The 17009-nt window shown below is 42.1% G+C and carries 14 protein-coding genes; 11 read left to right on the top strand and 3 right to left on the bottom strand.

Translation table 11 applies throughout. The annotated features are described in order from the left end of the window. Window positions 1–920 precede the first annotated feature (920 nt). A complete protein-coding gene (locus ACOTX2_RS18810; protein WP_000594611.1) occupies window positions 921–1796 on the bottom strand; it encodes a RepB family plasmid replication initiator protein in 876 nt (291 codons plus the stop codon). A 476-nt stretch (window positions 1797–2272) separates the two neighbouring features. On the opposite strand from ACOTX2_RS18810, the gene ACOTX2_RS18805 reads away from it, so the two are divergent. The 4 genes from ACOTX2_RS18805 to ACOTX2_RS18790 all read left to right on the top strand — a co-directional run bounded on the left by ACOTX2_RS18805 (window position 2273) and on the right by ACOTX2_RS18790 (window position 5347). After that, a complete protein-coding gene (locus ACOTX2_RS18805; protein ID WP_001065778.1) occupies window positions 2273–3325 on the top strand; it encodes a hypothetical protein in 1053 nt (350 codons plus the stop codon). Between the two features lie 19 nt (window positions 3326–3344). Beyond that, complete coding sequence (locus ACOTX2_RS18800; RefSeq protein WP_000594930.1) at window positions 3345–3545, top strand: hypothetical protein; 201 nt, start codon at window positions 3345–3347, stop codon at window positions 3543–3545. After that, window positions 3542–4258 (top strand): zinc finger-like domain-containing protein, encoded by a 717-nt coding sequence (locus ACOTX2_RS18795; RefSeq protein ID WP_000838219.1) that lies wholly within the window; start codon window positions 3542–3544, stop codon window positions 4256–4258. Before ACOTX2_RS18800 ends, ACOTX2_RS18795 begins: the two co-directional genes overlap by 4 nt. 234 nt (window positions 4259–4492) lie before the next feature. After that, a complete protein-coding gene (locus ACOTX2_RS18790; protein ID WP_000970401.1) occupies window positions 4493–5347 on the top strand; it encodes a hypothetical protein in 855 nt (284 codons plus the stop codon). Window positions 5348–5355: 8 nt separating this feature from the next. On the opposite strand, the gene ACOTX2_RS18785 is transcribed toward ACOTX2_RS18790, so the two are convergent. Continuing rightward, window positions 5356–6168: a DNA adenine methylase gene (locus ACOTX2_RS18785; RefSeq protein ID WP_001121574.1), complete on the bottom strand. Its 813-nt coding sequence runs from the start codon at window positions 6166–6168 to the stop codon at window positions 5356–5358. Between the two features lie 369 nt (window positions 6169–6537). On the opposite strand from ACOTX2_RS18785, the gene ACOTX2_RS18780 reads away from it, so the two are divergent. The 5 genes from ACOTX2_RS18780 to ACOTX2_RS18760 all read left to right on the top strand — a co-directional run bounded on the left by ACOTX2_RS18780 (window position 6538) and on the right by ACOTX2_RS18760 (window position 10585). Beyond that, on the top strand, window positions 6538–7701 hold the full coding sequence (locus tag ACOTX2_RS18780; RefSeq protein WP_000114860.1) for a hypothetical protein: 1164 nt from the start codon (window positions 6538–6540) through the stop codon (window positions 7699–7701). A 247-nt stretch (window positions 7702–7948) separates the two neighbouring features. After that, window positions 7949–9640, top strand: a complete 1692-nt coding sequence (locus ACOTX2_RS18775) for a DUF4942 domain-containing protein (RefSeq protein WP_000096325.1) — start codon at window positions 7949–7951, stop codon at window positions 9638–9640. Next, window positions 9637–9813, top strand: a complete 177-nt coding sequence (locus ACOTX2_RS18770) for a hypothetical protein (RefSeq protein WP_000070862.1) — start codon at window positions 9637–9639, stop codon at window positions 9811–9813. Before ACOTX2_RS18775 ends, ACOTX2_RS18770 begins: the two co-directional genes overlap by 4 nt. A 60-nt stretch (window positions 9814–9873) precedes the next feature. Then, window positions 9874–10317 carry a hypothetical protein gene (locus tag ACOTX2_RS18765; protein ID WP_001805248.1) on the top strand — a complete coding sequence of 148 codons (444 nt, stop codon included), beginning with the start codon at window positions 9874–9876 and terminating at the stop codon, window positions 10315–10317. Next, a complete protein-coding gene (locus ACOTX2_RS18760) occupies window positions 10304–10585 on the top strand; it encodes a hypothetical protein (RefSeq protein ID WP_000535423.1) in 282 nt (93 codons plus the stop codon). Before ACOTX2_RS18765 ends, ACOTX2_RS18760 begins: the two co-directional genes overlap by 14 nt. 57 nt (window positions 10586–10642) lie before the next feature. On the opposite strand, the gene ACOTX2_RS18755 is transcribed toward ACOTX2_RS18760, so the two are convergent. Further along, the gene (locus ACOTX2_RS18755) at window positions 10643–11269 is read right to left on the bottom strand and encodes a hypothetical protein (protein ID WP_000966518.1); all 627 of its coding nucleotides are present in this window, start codon (window positions 11267–11269) and stop codon (window positions 10643–10645) included. Between the two features lie 372 nt (window positions 11270–11641). Between ACOTX2_RS18755 and ACOTX2_RS18750 the strand changes: the two genes are divergently transcribed. Together ACOTX2_RS18750 and repHI2 are read left to right on the top strand one after the other, a co-directional pair. Further along, the gene (locus ACOTX2_RS18750; protein ID WP_001232713.1) at window positions 11642–14098 is read left to right on the top strand and encodes an Ig-like domain-containing protein; all 2457 of its coding nucleotides are present in this window, start codon (window positions 11642–11644) and stop codon (window positions 14096–14098) included. A 1107-nt stretch (window positions 14099–15205) separates the two neighbouring features. Next, the gene (gene repHI2 / locus ACOTX2_RS18745) at window positions 15206–16294 is read left to right on the top strand and encodes an IncHI-type plasmid replication initiator protein RepHI2 (RefSeq protein ID WP_000159528.1); all 1089 of its coding nucleotides are present in this window, start codon (window positions 15206–15208) and stop codon (window positions 16292–16294) included. Window positions 16295–17009 lie beyond the last annotated feature (715 nt).

Genomic DNA, 17009 nt, shown 5'->3' with positions numbered 1-17009 from the left:
CTCCTCAAGCATAAAAGTCACTTTTGATGGTTTGAAAAGCTCTAACTAGATATCGGGCAGGTAACTAAGCTTCATATCTAATCTTTTTTGTTCCCTTATTATCTATCTCTTGATTCTGAGAAGGCCGCATATCACTGTGCTCCCTGGTTCGGCAACTATCAGTTGGAGAAACTACATACAATCCTCGGGCCGGTGCGTCATTCATCTAAATGCCTTTTACACCTCTGGGCGTGAGTGGGACTTTGTCTTGTCCATACGAACATCATTCATTCGAATGCTTTTGGCCAATGCTATTTAAGCAAATGCTTTCTGGCTGAGTCCTTTTGCGAATGAGTCTTTGATATAACTGCATGAATTTTGGGTTGTTTGGTGTACTAACAAAACAAAGGCATTTCTTTGAATGCCATTGGAGTTGTGATGCTTCTGATATTTTTTTGATCTCATATCAAGCACATAGTCCTTCTGATGCCCAATGTCATAGATGTCTTGGACCATTCTCGCTCTTAACAAAGCTGAACTGTGTGTCATTCGACCTAATGCCATTCACCAAAATGCCTTTTTATACCACTGCATAGCTATGCTCGGGATACAGTGGCAAACAAAAGCATTTCAATGAATGAATTTTTGGGATACCGACATCAAAAGCATTTGTATGAATGTAAGAGGCGTAATCCACAAAAGGCATTCACGTGAATAGAGTGCGCACGAAACCATCTTGCTCAACGGCATTTAATGAATGGGCTAGCATGTACGCTTGAGTCAGAAAGGCATACAGATGAATAGTCAGGAGTTCGTTTGAAAAGTTACTTTTTTGCACATTAAGCCGAGATGTAAGACCAGTAGTAAAAGAAGCACTAAGCATAGCACTGATAAATAACTTATTTTTCAGCAGGTTATAACCAGTGCATACCAGATAGCTTTCAACCTTGTTTGGCAAGGGCCAGCTTAGGGCTTCTTTTGAAGATCTGAAATTGTATGTCGCGACCTTTCTTAACTTCTTGATAATCGAGATATCCGATAGATTCAAGTTCCCGCATTGCTTTACGAATTATCTGGTTTTGCGTACGAATAGGGGTTGTAAGAAGCAACCTTTCCCTCAACCGTTTCATATTAACGAACAACGTACCAGCTGGCATTGCTTCAAAATAAATATAGAGAGATTGCGCAGCTTCTTTTTTAGCCAAAATGTATAGAACCTGAAGGCTTAACAATGTCTTATGGTCGTAACGATACAGTTCCCACATAGAAGGATCCCCAACCAGCTCAACAGTATCGCTTTTTGGATCAATCATAGCCTTCTGCACCAGATGCGTTACTGTGAACCGACCACTACGAGAGTCTGAGAAGGCAAGCACTACCGATGCAAGGTTCATTAATGACTCTTTAAAGCGCGCACGAGTTCGTTTGTTGATGTTTGTTGAACTGATACCACACATCTTCGCAAACTCGTTAAAAGTCAGGCTAATCTTCTCGGAAGTAAAACCATATTTACTGAAAGCCATGATGATCCCGAGCCAGCACTTAAAGTCGGTAGACATAGATAGTTTGACACCAGTTATCTTGATGTCGTCATAACCCTCCGATCTTGCAATTTCCATACACGAAAGCTCATCAGAGGCATCAACTTCAAAGTTTCGGTCGCGGTTTTCTTTTGTGCCGACAGGGGTAAATACACTCAATCTCAGCAGGGCCACGGGCTGAACCGACTTGGACGAGTTAGGCGTCAGTTGATAAGTCTTACCTGATTCATTACTGGTTACGTCAAAAGGATGGATTAACTCGTTGTTTTTAATCATTAACTTAACTCGTCGGTGATAAGATTTTCATTTGGCAAACTGTTTATAACATATTCTTGCAAATGCTTTTTACGCATTTACCTAAATGCCATAAGCATTCCAGTAAATGCCTTCCTTATTCATTCAAATGCTTTTCGCATGCATCCGAATGCCGGATCCTTTCATAAAGTTACTATAATCAATGAGTTAAAGATGCCGTGATCTTTACTTGAACTCTATTGATCTTTAGTGATCTAAAGAATTGATCTAACCTGTTGAAAACAATGATAAGTCCATATAAAACAAGGAATAGCGCTCCTTTATCAATATCTACAGATCGCAAACGGAAATGAAAGTGGGTTTACTATCATTGTTTTATTCAAGACAGTTTTTATTTTAATTTTATTAAGCAAATTTTTTGAGTTTACCTTTTAGATGTATCAGCCCTATTTGGCAAATTTGAGGTTCATGTATCATGTAGTAAACAGGAGGAAGATATGAACAACAGCAAACATACAGTCATTGAAGTGGATACTAATCTAGTTGAAATTGAAAAGGGATTTAATCCCCGAGAGGCGGTAATCGGAGATTTGTGTTACGAACAAGAACCTGTCAAATCGATGATTGTGTCAATCAAACAAGCCTTTAAGGAAGGAAGGCAGGTTGATATGATCAAGGTCGTAAAAAGAAAAGGTAAATATTTAGTTCGTCAAGGTCATACTCGTTTTCATGGCTTAAAATTAGCAATTTCTGAAGGTGCTAATATTCCAAAATTATCTGTTATCTTAATCGATTATAAAAACGAAATTGAAGAATACCTTGAGAACCTCGATGGTAACAGAAGCAATGGGCTAAATCCGGTTGGGCAAGCTCATGCATTAGCTCATGCTGTTAGTCTCGGGTATTCGGTTGAAGAACTAGCAATGCGATATCAACGATCAACTACCGCAATTCGTAATATGCTAAAAATCCTTGATATGCCATTAGAGCTTCAACGTTTGATTAGCCTAAATCTAATCAAAAAAACGCTCGCCATTGAAATAATGTTAAAATATTCCAACGATCACAAAATGGTTTTAAAACATATAGAAGGTTTCTTACCTGGCGTTAAGAATATTGAGACTACAACGAGCAAAATTGTAGGCATACCTGAACACAATGCAGCTGGAGCAGGACCAGACACCTTAAATAAAGGCGGACCAGAAAAGAAAAATTCGGCAGTCACACGTAAGACTTTGGGTATTAAGCGCCTCTCGCATAAGAAAACAGAACGGCTAAAATCTGAATTTCTTGAGCTTGTGGAAAGTACACATACGGAATCTATAACGAATACTCAAACAGAACTAAAATTTGGTAGAGATAGTGCACACTTGTTCAAAAATGTTGATAGTAAAAATGTAATATTTTCTGATGATGGTGTTCAAATAATCTTGAATGATGAAAAGCTAAATATTTTATTGTCTTTACTTAACGACGAAAATACAGCAATCATTCTTTCTAAACCAAAATTAGAAGAGCTTCTGGAAATTCGAGATCTCCTTAAGGAATAAAAAACCGAGGATTAGTTGAGTGATTAAACCTATAAAGCTGACTCTTATCGATAATTATAATGATTTGCTTCTAACTCATGAAGTCCTTAAACGCAACATGGAAGAGTTAGAACACGGTAAACGTTTTGACCAATTTCCTGAAGGGCATGACCACTATGAAAAAACTGTGAAAGAAGCTGTAGCAATCGTAGAGGCACGTTTGGAGGTGTTTCGAAAATGAAATCTCTTTTCTTTACTCTTGATGGTCATATGGTACCAGCCTCAGTGAATGTATCCCTTAACGGAGATGGAAATTATTATGCACCTATCGAAAGAGAATGTAACGAATGTGCGGGCACAGGCCACAAAGGGGCTGATGTATGTGAAAAGTGTCATGGGGTGCAAACAGTTGGACCCATTATTGAAAAATTAGTGGTACTAGAGCCAATTACCTTTCTCGATAACATTCCGGAACTGCGTGTTAACCCAACACTCGAAGCATGGAAATCCAGAAACCACGTACTTATTGAGAAAGCAAAAAAGGCTAACACTAAGTTTTCTAATAGTATATTGGCGCAACTAGACAATAACCGTTTTTTGACAGAACGCCAGCTGGATTGTTTCTTTACAACCTTTGATGTGATGTTGTCTGAAACTCCGGAAAATGAACAAGAAATTTTAAAACATAGCTACAATATCGGCCAGGTCATAAGCATTGAACTAACATTTACTGAAGTCAGGGCCGCGTACGCAAAAAGTAAAGGGAGTTATTTTTTTACATTTACTGGTAAAGTTAGAAATGACGGGATCGCTTTAACGGCCGATAAACAGGATCACATTTTATTGGGTGAACGTTATCATTTGACTGGAAAAGTCAGAAAATTCTATGATTTTGATTCGAAAAATTATGCTGCAATAACAGTTTTTAAGTTAAGTAAACTCCAAGACAGTTAAATGTTTTACTGCTTAAATATAGAGCCAAGACTTAAACTGTCGTTAGGACTCACTCACGTAATATTGTTGCTTACGCAATGGGTTTTATCCCTCATAAAGATCTGCGAGTATAAATCTTTTACATTTAAATTCCCCTCTATCACAACCTTTTCAATAGTAAAAAAATGATAATCTTATTAATTATAATTTTTAATTTTTTGTATACCAATACCATACAGTTAAGGCTAAAAGGTGATGATGGAGATGGACTTTAAAATGCACAATGATCTGGGTCTCGGTTTCATTTGTAAAAATGCAAGAACATCGTCAAAGCCAACGTTAAGAAAAGTTACTTTTCCGGTAAGCGCATATGAAACGTCTAAGCTTTCTTTAACCGGTTTTCAATGCCCCACAGCCTGCCGATTTCCTTTTTTTGTGCTATGCATGATAATCCATAACCATCTTTCGTCTGCATGCCCTATCAACCAAAATGAATGTTCAAATCATATATCGCAATTTTCTATCGACATTAAAGTACAAGATTGGCTTAGCCGTTCAAGAGTAGCGTTTATTGATTTCCATAATCTAAGAAATACAGATAAAACCACATTAATAACAGTGGAACATCTTGAAGCTTTACTTACTGTTATGTCAACTACTCTTGTCGCTTACGCTCCATATTCAAAAAAGAGACTTAACTTTAGCTTTCTAAATTCATTTACTTTGTCTAAAACTTCTCAAAGTTACACATTAACTTTCCCGGTAGTTCTCAGTCCGCTTTTAGATGCTCTTGGCGGTTTCATTCAGGAATGCATAACCGAAAAATTGTTAAAACGACGAAATTCGAATTTCATGGTTTACGAGTATCTTAAACGTTCAGGCCAGAGCTCTCATAAAGTGGAGGACATTAATAACGACTTACAGCTTAAAACTCTAAATATAAGACTTATGAGCGTCCTTACTGGGCTTTCTCAGCAAGGACTCATTTCATTTATTTGCGAAGGAAAGAGGGGCGACCGGAGAATAGAAGAGCTTCAGTTTATACCTTATGTTCAACGAACTCACCCTGAGGTATTAACTTTTCAGGAATGGATTAGCCCCGTTGATTAGAATTAACTCTATTTCAGCACGGCCAGTATTTCTGTTTCCGTTTTCCGTGTATTTGGCTTACTTCCTACGGATCGGTAAGCGCTGAGTCTGTGTATGACGAATCCACGCTCTTCATAGAGGCCCAAAGTGAATGGTGTCAGGCTATTTGATATCGCAACAGCAGCGCCTTTTCTGTGAGCGTCAACGAGCATATTTGCTAACAGCACGTGGTCGCTTTGGCTGAACGGTTTACCATCGTAACTGACAAAACTAGTTTTGCTTGTTTTGTCATATGGCGGATCACAATAAATCTGATCTCCTTCGCCGGTTGCGGCCAGAGTCTCCTCAAAACCAGCGGTGATCAGTTCAATACCTGAAAGACGAAATGAAAGGTAGTCTATTTTATTGAAGTCAAGCTTCAGTTCTGTATGTTTCCCCCAGGGCACTGAATAGATTCTTTCTGAGTTATAGCGGCACATACCGTTATAGCCCAGGCGATTCAGGGAGTAAAACAAAGCCGCTCTTTGAAGCGGTTGACCAGAAATACAGGTTTTGTTGAAACGGTCCCTCATCTCATAGTAGTCCTTTTCGACAAAGGTTTTATCCGCTAGGTTTTGGACCTGATTTATAAAGTTAGTTTTCTGTCTTTGAATAGTCCTGTATAGGTTGATCAAGTCTGGATTGCTATCTGCAAGCAATGCATTTTGTGCAAACATGTTCAGAAAAACGGCACCACCGCCTATAAAGGGTTCTACCCACCGGCAACTATGATCGTGTGGGTAGTGATGGCTGATGAAAGGCATCAGTTTCGTTTTTCCACCAGCCCATTTGATTATCGGCATGTGTCTGAGATGTCGAGTCAAAGTGTCTATACCTGAGAGAGAAATTTAGGTGCTGGTATCGTACCTAACCACGGGCTTTAACTAATAACTTAGGGAGCAAAAAAAAGTTGTTTAAGACGCACAGTTTTGACTTTCAGCATTGCGGATTTATAAGATTTTTCCTCACTGATACCTGAACTTTATGTTTTGGATTTATGTCTTTGTTTATGAAGCGATTTTGATGCCATCACAAGAAATGGGGAGCCCTCTTTTTTTGTGAAAAATCAGAATAGGCTCAAAAAGTACCTTTTTTGCGAAAAATTATGGATTTTTTTTTCGGTAGTATCCCCGCTACGCAGAAAGTAAGCAGAAAAATGTAACGGAGCCCCTATGAGTGTTTTACTGACAGAACCTACACAGCAAGCTAATGACAAGGTCTTTAAAACGGCCCATGTTGCCTTTTCAGTAGTTACTGGCACAGGTCGTTACGTCACTGGGCTTAAACAGTTCCGTGATGCAAACCCTGAACTTTGTACTGAAGTAAGTGACCAGAAAGCATGGGCTATCCACCCTTCAGTAATTCAGGTCACGCCAGGCTTCAACTCCCGCGAAATGGGAATGGGTGACGATTACTATAAGCTCCCTGAGGTTGAAGAACACATCTACAACATCAAGAATGCCTACATTCGAGGTGACTATGTAGACCCTATCCGAGTACGTGTCATTGATGGGGTACCTTTTGTTCGCCAGGGGCACTGCCGTTTAAAAGCCGCAATGATGGCATGTGATGAAGATCATGACATCACAATCCTTTGCGTTGAGATTAAAGAAGATGAAATTGGCTGTGAGCTCGCGACCATTGATGGTAACCGTGGTCTTGCGCTTTCTCCTGTTGCGCTTGGCGAGTCCTATCGTCGCCTACATTCTCTTGCTGGCTGGTCACTCGAACGAATTGCTCAACGTGAAAATAAAAGCCCGACGACCATCAGTTCTCTTATCCGCCTGACAACCTGTTCTGTTGTTATCAAGAAATGGATTCATGCTGACGCTATTTCGTATGTTAACGTGCTTTCACTGATCGATGAGCTCGGTGAAACAGAAGCAATTTCACGTATCAAGAAGATGATCGCGGAACTTGAGCAGGCCGATGCGAATGGCATCACGGTGAAAAAAACCCAACATGGTCAGGTACGAGTCAGACCTTCAGACTTCAAGCCAGCACGGATTCCGCCGGTTATTGCCACAAAAGCCGTAGAAGGCGTCAAACTCATCACCACCAGCTTATTACAGAAACTGGGGGATATTGAATTGCCGGAGATGACAGATTCAAGTGCTGACGAAGAAATCAACATTACGTTGAACCGCAGTACTCTGGAGATGCTGAGAAATCTTTCAAAAGAGATCACAGAATCAGAGAACAAGCAGCTTCGCCGTGCGGAGAATCGTCAGGCAAAACTTAATGGTGAGAAGCCAAAATACCCACGTAAAAAAAATGCTAAGAAGGCAGGGGAAGAGACCGATCAGGATACTGACCCACAGCCGGACGCAGAATAATTTACTTTTGGCAAAGTGTTGGTTTTGTCAGAGTCATTAAGGATTCAGGCTTTTTGCCCGCCTTTTTTAAACCTCCATGTATCGTTCTTGCCCCGTTTATGCGGGGCTTTTTTTTTGCTTCTTTCTATGAGTTGACATCTTTAAGTTTTATTCAGAGACATAAAAAACTTTTTCGTGTCACTGAACCTATTAGGTTACAGAGCGACGTTGCTATCCTGGTAAAAGTTTTTTCTAAAGGACCGGTAAAATGTCATCTCTTGATTCTGAAGCTAAACCCGATAATGCAGGTCACAGCGTACTGGCTTTAACAACCTCTCATAGCCTGGTGGTTAGCTCTTCTGAAACATTTCTTCCAGATATGCGCAAAGAGCTCGGCATTATCGCGGATCTTGTTGAGTCCTATAATGATGAACTCTGCTTGTTGAAACACATGGCTGTCCAGTTCAAAACCCACAATCACCAGAAACTTTATTCTTATCTCTCAGGCTACAACCACAGTATCTCTGAAGCGGATGCCTTGTTCGCGGAAAACGCTCTGAGATCTGAATACTGGAAACGCGTTATGGCACTCACTGATGTTTTGCCTATCATGTCGGATGCCAAACGTAACGAATGGGATAAGCAGTTTACGGCCGACCGCTATATTATGCCGCCTCAGGTGATCCCTGATTTCACAGCTGACGCTGTAGTAGGCACAGTCGTTGCTTTGCTTAATGACCGCAATCAATTTATTAAAGAAAGGGTTTACGACGTCTTCCAGTCTCTGAGCCGCAGTCATAAGACAAACAAAGCTTTTGGGTTCTCCACCCGCATGATCACTACCGGAGTTTGCGAGCCGTCTAAATACCCCTGGCAGAAATTAAGGGTGGATTTTAAAGAGTCTGGCATTTCACCACTGAGCGAGCTCCGCGTTATATGCGCATTCTTCCGTGGCGAACAGGTGAAGGCGATCCATAACACCAAATCATTGGTTGAGGCGTTGGTCGAACATGAGGGGTTCAGAAAATGGATCTGCATCGATGGCAACAGTATTCGTTTCAGGGTTTACAAAAATGGATCAATGCATATTGACGTCCACCCTGATATCGCCGAGCGGCTTAACAATATTTTATCAGCTATCGTACCGCTGGCATTACCTGCCGACCGCATGGCTCATAGCAAGAAATCTTTGGAGGCATTCCCTGTACTTAAGCAGTGCATCGACTTTGATACCCGGATGCAGCTTTCTGAACTAATGTTTAAAAATGACGGGGACAATAAATGGAGTTGCTGGACATCTTTAGGGTCTCTCGCCGAACGCAAATCTTCGAGTGTTGCCGCTGACACCCTTCGGTTCTTAGGGGCAACAGTAACAAAATACGATGTGACATTTTCCTATGATCCGTGTGAGGTTATTCGTTACATCGGCCAGATAGGGGAGATGCCTGATATTGTATCGCATCAGTTTTACCCTTCATCTTGCCGAATCAGCGAATATGTATATTCCCTGCTCGGTGCAGGGGAAGGGGATACCCTCCTGGAGCCTAATATTGGCCATGCGGATTTGCTTAAATCATTCCCTGCCGGTGTGATCGTTACTGGCATCGAGCTTGATACTTTGAATTGCCTTATCTCCCGGGCTAAGGGATACGATACGACAGAAGCTGACTTCCTCACATGGTCTAAGTCTAATCAACAGAAGAAGTTTGATTATGTCGTGATGAACCCACCTTTTGCCGATAACCGGGCCAGGCTGCATCTCCAGGCAGCTGCATCTCATCTCGCAGCCGGGGGATCTCTAGCAGCCGTTCTTCCATTATCTCTTCAGGGGCTCGATAACCTTCTGGGGGAAGAATTCCGGACGGAATGGATGGACGTTTTTGAGAACGAGTTTGAAAACACGACCGTTTCGGTTCGCATCCTGTACGCCGAACGTATTCAACAAGAGGAAGTCCTATGAGCAACCAACCCACCAGCCTGCCAGAAGAAGATATTGAGTTTGTTATGGATACCTTTCAGAGGAGCATGGGTAAATCCAAACCTGTCAGGGATACTCAAATAGAGGGCGAGAAACCGCAAAGTAAAGAGTCCGCAAACTCAACTGAAAACCCCGGTTATGAAGAATTCTTTTAATTACGCTCATGATATCCTGGTGCAGTTATTTAGAATGATATTTGAGGGATGGGGGACATTGTGATTAAAAGGCGTAACATTCGACGATCAGTTTATGGATTGCTTATTGTTCTTATCGCCGGAAATGTGTGGTTAGGCCTTAGAGCTGATAAAATTCATAAAGTGCGTTATCAGGATTTCTGGTCACCGGCAACTGTGATTAAAGTAACTGTAATGCCTTCAACGAATGAAATCCAGCTCAGTGGTAAAATCCCTAAATCGGTAAGAGTTTCAAACAATTATGTTGAGTACTCGTTACCGGGCACACTCTCGGACAAGACCATTTACCGAAGCGTGTTAGAAGATGAGATGCTCACTTTGCTTAATGCTGGAGGTCAACTTGAAGTTAAATACACTCTGGACAAGCAGACAAATCGAACTAAGGTATGCACTAAGTGCTTACGGGTGATTAAAGATATTAACCATCAATATTCAGCCACTGAGGTAAAGCATGGGCAGTCCTAAATTTGAAATTGCTGAGCAAATTAAAATGTGGATCGTTGTTTATCTAGTTTGCTTTTTAGCACTTTACTGTGTGTTAAGCGCTCTACATGCGCTTTATGATCCGCTAAATTTACCTGCCCTGACGTGGCCTATCAGCTGGTTCGTGGTGCCTGAAATGACAAGTTTTGGCAGTGCATTATTAGCTTTTGTCCTAACGCCAGGCCTTTGCTCTATAATTGCTGTTTTATTCGGTAAGTCTACCTTTAAAAAAGCTAAAACAAAAATATAGAGTTAATTAGATTGGTGGCTCAGGTTTATAAAACCTCTCACTAGAGAGGTTTATTTATTATTTTTGACTGAGATTAACAGCGTTTTCCATAAATGTATCAATAACAACCGTAAGAGACTGGCTGGTACCATGGCTATACTCAGGCCAAGGTAAAAAAGGATATGAAGAATACGCCATCAACATGATACTGGTTGGGCAACGCCAGTCCGTTGGAACACCTTTACTGTAATGGACAATCATAGCCGGGCGACTACAATCAATATCTCCAGCGTTTTTATCGAGTACGAAAGTAGCCAGAACGCCGGTGTCCTTCTGGGATACGAAAACAAGGCTGTCAGTAAAAATAAAGGCCATTAAGGAAGAGGCCAGGAAAGCGCCAGTAAATAAGGACTTCTTCTCTTTCCAAACGCGTCGAGCATATAACCCCATTAGCGCTACCGCTGAAACCATTCCGGACCACTGAGCACCCAAAGAAAAATCTGTTACTGTTTTAGATGTCATACTTTCATTAATAGTAATCATTGCGACAATGAATGGTGATGCAATTCCAAGTGTTGCTAGGACTATCAGCGATATTTCAGACCGGTTTTCTTTAGCGGATCCTTTACTTATTGCAGACATTGCTCTGAACATAACGAATGTACTGTTGAGCATCAGAAAACAGCATAAGAGCATGTATAACATTGGGTTTCCTCAACCTAGAAGTGATGGTTACCCTGTTATTTTACATAAATTTGACTCAACAGATGCTTTTAAAATCTCGCTTCCTTGAATTTAAAAACATATCAGCACAATTGGCAAACATAAAGGAGCAGCGTCTATCAAAAGTTACTTTTATGATTGGTTGAATACTCATTTTGAAGGCTAAAATCCAAAAAAGTGGGTACAAAAAGTTACTTTTGCGTCATCCAGATGCACTGCCGCCATTTTGCATTCTGTACGTTGGTTGCTTTCTCACTTGATGTCTCTTTTAACAGGCAAATTATCACTTTATCCGACCGGACCTTGTAGGCTGAATCCGTAGAATAAGGCTATAACCTATTCCCGGAGCATCATATGCGTAAAACTCTAATTGGCTGCATGGTTGCAACTGCCCTTGCTACTGTATCTTCGGCACATGCTCAGGTATTTAGCTACTCATTTACAGATACCAATAAGGCTGTTCGGAATATTAAGCCTGCAACACAAACATATCTTAATCCCGCTGGTGTTTTGACTCTGAACTTGATATCGGGTCTTGATCGGTACGAGCGAGTGACGGTCACACGAGACAGCGATAAAAAGGTTATGTATTCCTCCGTCTCGACCAAAACGAGCGTTGCAGATCGTATCGTTGCTGCCGATGGAACAGAATACTATGGAAAGGATATGGTTCTACCGGCGCTCGGAGAAGGGACCTTTACTGTAGTCAATGAAACTCTGGATATTCGCCAGACTGTAGTGAGCACATCTACTTATCATTTCATCGTTGATACAACTCCTCCACGCTATAAGAGTATTTATCCGAGTCAAAACGCAGGTTACGACATGGTACTTTCTGGGCCACTTTGGGAGTTGGGCCGAGGCGGTAGTGGCCAGTTTTCTATATTTGCAGACGGTATTGAGGATGCTAGTGGAATTGCCAAGATCCGTCTTGTCATTAAACGAAGTAATGGTTCTGTGGTCTCCGACAATAACCTGAGTTATGACACAGCCAATAAACGTGCGTTCTATCCGTGGATTAAAGATATGAACACCCAGGCTGGCATGCCCTCAAGTGATCTTGATGAAGAATTCACCTTCAATTTCATCGTTACGGACCTGGCAGGAAATACGCTTAACATTCCTCCCCAGCGGTTTTTATATGACGATCAAATGGGAGAATTTACGCCATTTGCAGTTCATGACTCACGTGTAAGCACCAGTGTTGTACCCGGCATTTCTTCGGGATACGTCCCGTTTAAACGAGGCCTTACAGTGCTGGAAAACCCCTACAAGTTGGTTATACGTATCCCAAGAACTAACTGGAAGCCATATCGAAATGGTGGCATGAGCATTACCAATAACTATGGCGGAGTACAGGTCCTTTCCGAAGATGCCACCTATGTCTACGTGGAAGTTAAGCTGCCACAGGGTGCCTTAGATGGAAACTACTATAGACCTGTGAATACATATCAATGGTCTGGAGGAGATCTTGGTCAGTATGCCAGCTGGCTCAACTGGGATCCTGCCTCTGTAAAGAGTCCGGCTTGGGGAAGTTCACCCATAGAACGACAAAAGGCTGATGGAACATGGTTCAACAGCGTAAACTGGAACCTGTTCAAGGCATCTGATATGCCTATAAAACTTACTAATATCCGGTTCAATGTACAGGCTAGGCCATATGATCAAAAAATCACTGGCGGAGCAACATGCAGTATTCCAGCTGGCTCAACAACCTGTACCGTCTCTTTGCCCCAGGATATTATAAATGGCACTACCGGCTATCTTCATAGTGGCTATGAAGTAAGGTCAACCACCGAAGCAACCTTCTTTGCCCCTATATGGGAGAATATAGCCTGGCATACACTGGGTCCCTCCGTCACTGGATTTGATTACATTGAAACCACCAACATTCTCCAGGTTTACGTGAATCAACCTGGAGATGGTTCATATTTCGACCATGTTTATGTAAATCGAGTTTGGTTGTCAGATAAAAACCGTAACAACGCAGAAATAAGCGTAACCGGCAAACAAACAGGTAGAAATATGGCGTCTGGGAACTACACGTATGAGTTCAACATGAAAGAGGTACCAGAAGGCAGTTATAACGTGGTAATTAATGCCCAAGATACATTCAACAATACCGGTAACCTCCCTTATCAAACTGTTGTCGTTGATAATACAGCACCATCTGTAAGTATTAGCTACGAAGGAAAACCGATCAGCAAAAACGTAACAGTATATGGGCTGGAGAACGTCCGTATACAGCTCACCGATGCTCTAACTAAACCATCCTTAAGCCGTATGACTCTTCGCGGTGGCCCTGTTTCTGATGCGGTGGAATTGTCTTGGGTGAATCTGGGAAACAACCTGTATGCACCTAATTATCCCAAGATCTTTCCGTCTCTTAATGAAGGCGAAACATACACTCTCACAGTTCAGGCCAAAGATGAGATGAACAACGTTAAAGAAAGCTCAGTCGAATTTAACTACCTTCCAAACAATCTCGTCAGGCTAGAGAATCTGAAAACCTTAGCTGTCAATGCTTCTCTCAAAACATCTGACAATACTCCTCTGGCTGTTCTGTATGCCAGCCAGCTGCGTAAAAAGGATGGTTCAATCGCTACAGGGCTTCAGGACGCAGTGCTTACTGTCCGTAAGGACGCTGCATTCGGCGTGACTGTAAATGGTGTTTCTGCGATGCCAGGTGAAAGCAAAGAGCTTCAACTGGATTTGGGGCTCGGGGACAGCCGTAGCTTTCCTATTTTCCCTGCTGTATCCGGCCTTACAGGCAGATCTGAGTTCATGATTAACATTGAAGAATTAAAATAAAGCAGGGCTGTTTTGCTGAAGCACAACGGCCGTCTTCTGATGCGCCGTAGCCCATGTTGTTGCAAATCAGTCCGACGTTCATTGCGTAAGTAACGCTTACTGCGGACCATGGTAGTGATTAGACTCACTACCATGGTCATTTCACCACATATCTTCTCTGCATTGCTCTTGTTGGGCAGACTAGTAACTCGTCACTAAATTGCAGCTTTTGTCTTGCTAAGTCGCTGGTATAACTGCACTACGAAATCGTCAAAAGATTTTATCCCTCATGTAGATCCAATAAATGATCCCAAAGGTGCCAGAGAGTACAAAGAAGATCCCGGTACGCTGTAGGCCGCATGGTTACTGGGCTGGAGCATTGTCACTGACAACAGTAGCGACATAAGTGACAACGGGAGTGACTTAAAAGACAATGGTAGAGACTATTTCGACGTTGGTAATGATTTTAAGTGACAATGGTAGTGAGGTTAGACTTAAACTTCCACTGTAAGGTAAGGTGACTCGCATTATTTAAATAAATTATTACTTTCAATTACTTGCGACACGAGTCTGCATGTATGCTTCTATTTCTCAAAAATTTATCCACCGAAAATGCCTGTGGCTGTGATTTAGCTTTGACGACAGTTTTTATCAGGGAGGCAAGTTGAGACCTGTATAAGAACTAAGCATTTATTTATCCCCATTTTCCACAAGGTAGTTCCAATAATTAGTACCTTAGTGTTCCTGATAGATCAAAAGAGATCCCCGCTGCCTCCAGGCCAGACGGCACAAGGCCTGAGACGTGATCAGTGACAACAGTAGTGATTATTTTGACATTGGTAGTGATTATTATAACGTTGGTAATGAGTTTTTTGACATCAGTAGTGATCAGAGCGACAATAGTAGTGACTTTTCATTAGATCTTTTTAACTTGATCTGATCCGTTGTTGATAAGAGTTGCAGGTCATTGTATGCAAAGAGTTTTTGCCAAGTTTTAATGAGTGGAGTCGTTTTTTTAGGTAGAACTTATGCACAGATATGGATCATCACAATGATCCATCCAGTGACATAGAGTTCGCTGGGGCTTACTATTCACCAATCTGTTTACACATTCAGTGATAACTTATTATGACTAAAGAGAAAGATACTGAGCAGCAGGACCTGGTCACCAGGGCTTTCTCTGTTAGAGAGAAAGAATCAGGTAAAGACATCATTTTGCGTCCTAACAGCAACCGTACGGTGCAGTCTATTGCTTTGATGCGGCTCGGGCTGTTCGTCCCATCACCAAAGAGTGTGGGGCGTCAAAATCGGGAATATAAAACGGTTGGCTTTGACGCAACGAAAGAGTTACAGACGCTCTCTTTAATGGAGAGCGAGGGGTTCACCAATATTTCAATTGTCGGTGAGCGTCTTGATATGTCAGTAGATTTTAAGACGTGGATGGGCATCATTCGAACCTATGCCAATCATCCGATTAACAATGACACGATAAGCTTAAAATTCACTGAATTCCTCAAGCTATGTACGCCTGAAAATTATCGCTCATCTACAGCGTCCAGAAAACGTATAGACGCCTCCTTACGCAGGTTAGCATCCGTTACCTTGTCGTTCACCAGTAATAACTCGTCCAAAGTCTATACAACGCATCTGGTACAGTCTGCCCTGTTAGACCCGGAATCAGATCAGGTTGTCCTTCAGGTTGATCCTAAGATTTTCGAGCTCTATCAATACGATCATAAGGTTTTGATGCAGCTGAAGGCAATTAAGGAGTTGGCCAAGAAGGAAAGCGCCCAGGCTCTCTATACGTTCATAGAGTCATTACCGCCAAATCCTATACCGATATCCCTTACTCGGCTGAAAAATCGTCTGAACCTCAAAACACGAGCAAATAGTCAGAATGCTACCGTGAGAAAGGCTCTTGAAGAGTTGGCATCGATAGGATACCTCCAGTACACCGAAATTAAGAAAGACGGAAAAGTATACTTCCAGATTCATAAGCGGGATCCCGATCTGAATTTGAACAATACTCAGCCTCCTTTAGAAGTGGTTGAAGATGAAGAAGAGAACTCAGGGTCTTCTGTTTTAGAAGGTGAGTTATGCCCACCAGCTGACCCGATAGACGGCGATGATGTTCTTACCGTCCATGATTTAACCGCTGAAGAACTGCGCTATATTCGTAGTCTTCGAAGCCAGAAAAAGAACAGCAACGCCAGCTAAAGTTAACCCGGCGGTTCAGGCTCCGGGTGCTAAATTACTTCTTCGATTTTCGTTAGTCCCAGCCCGCTCTTTCACGTCAACGGTAATGAGTCAAAAGTCATTACCGTTGTCATTGTTCTCTACCACCCTATGTAGATCGAGATTGCGAATTCAACGCTTTCTCCTGAGTCACCTGTTAACACCCGGTTTCTACGCTTTACTTCATTGGCCAGTACATCCAACGGAAAATATCGTAACGGGGTGACAATGGCAGTGAGTTGACCCACTCACTACCATCGACATTCAAATCCCGGCTTCTCTGGTAGCTATAGTGACAATGGTAATGATGTGTACCTTACTGGCATTGTCATTGTCCTCCGAGTGTGCGTTCAGCTTTGGGAGGACACCGGAACTTAATGCGGCGAGTCACGGCCATTGTGAATCTCGATTGGATTGGCGAATACGGCTTCCGGTTGGGCCAGATGTCAATGGTTATGCTTCATCCAGCTCATTACTGTAGTCATTGCCGTTCAGCTGAGCTGATGCTCCTCTCATTCTATGTGGCGACAACGGTAGTGAGCCCAGAAAGTGACTACCGTTGTCATGGCCGTCCAGTAGAGCGGGTCAACCTCTTAAATCACAGGGTGACAACGGTATTGAGCCCAGAAAGTCACTACCGTTGTCATGGACGTCTGGTTAAGCGGATCTACCTCTCAATTCACAGGGTGACAATGGT

It is taken from the genome of Enterobacter cloacae complex sp. IR5412 (genome assembly GCF_049237385.1).
Lineage (GTDB): Bacteria > Pseudomonadota > Gammaproteobacteria > Enterobacterales > Enterobacteriaceae > Enterobacter > Enterobacter intestinihominis.
The sequence above is the reverse complement of the archived record's forward strand: the minus strand, read 5'-3'. Positions and strand labels throughout refer to the sequence as shown.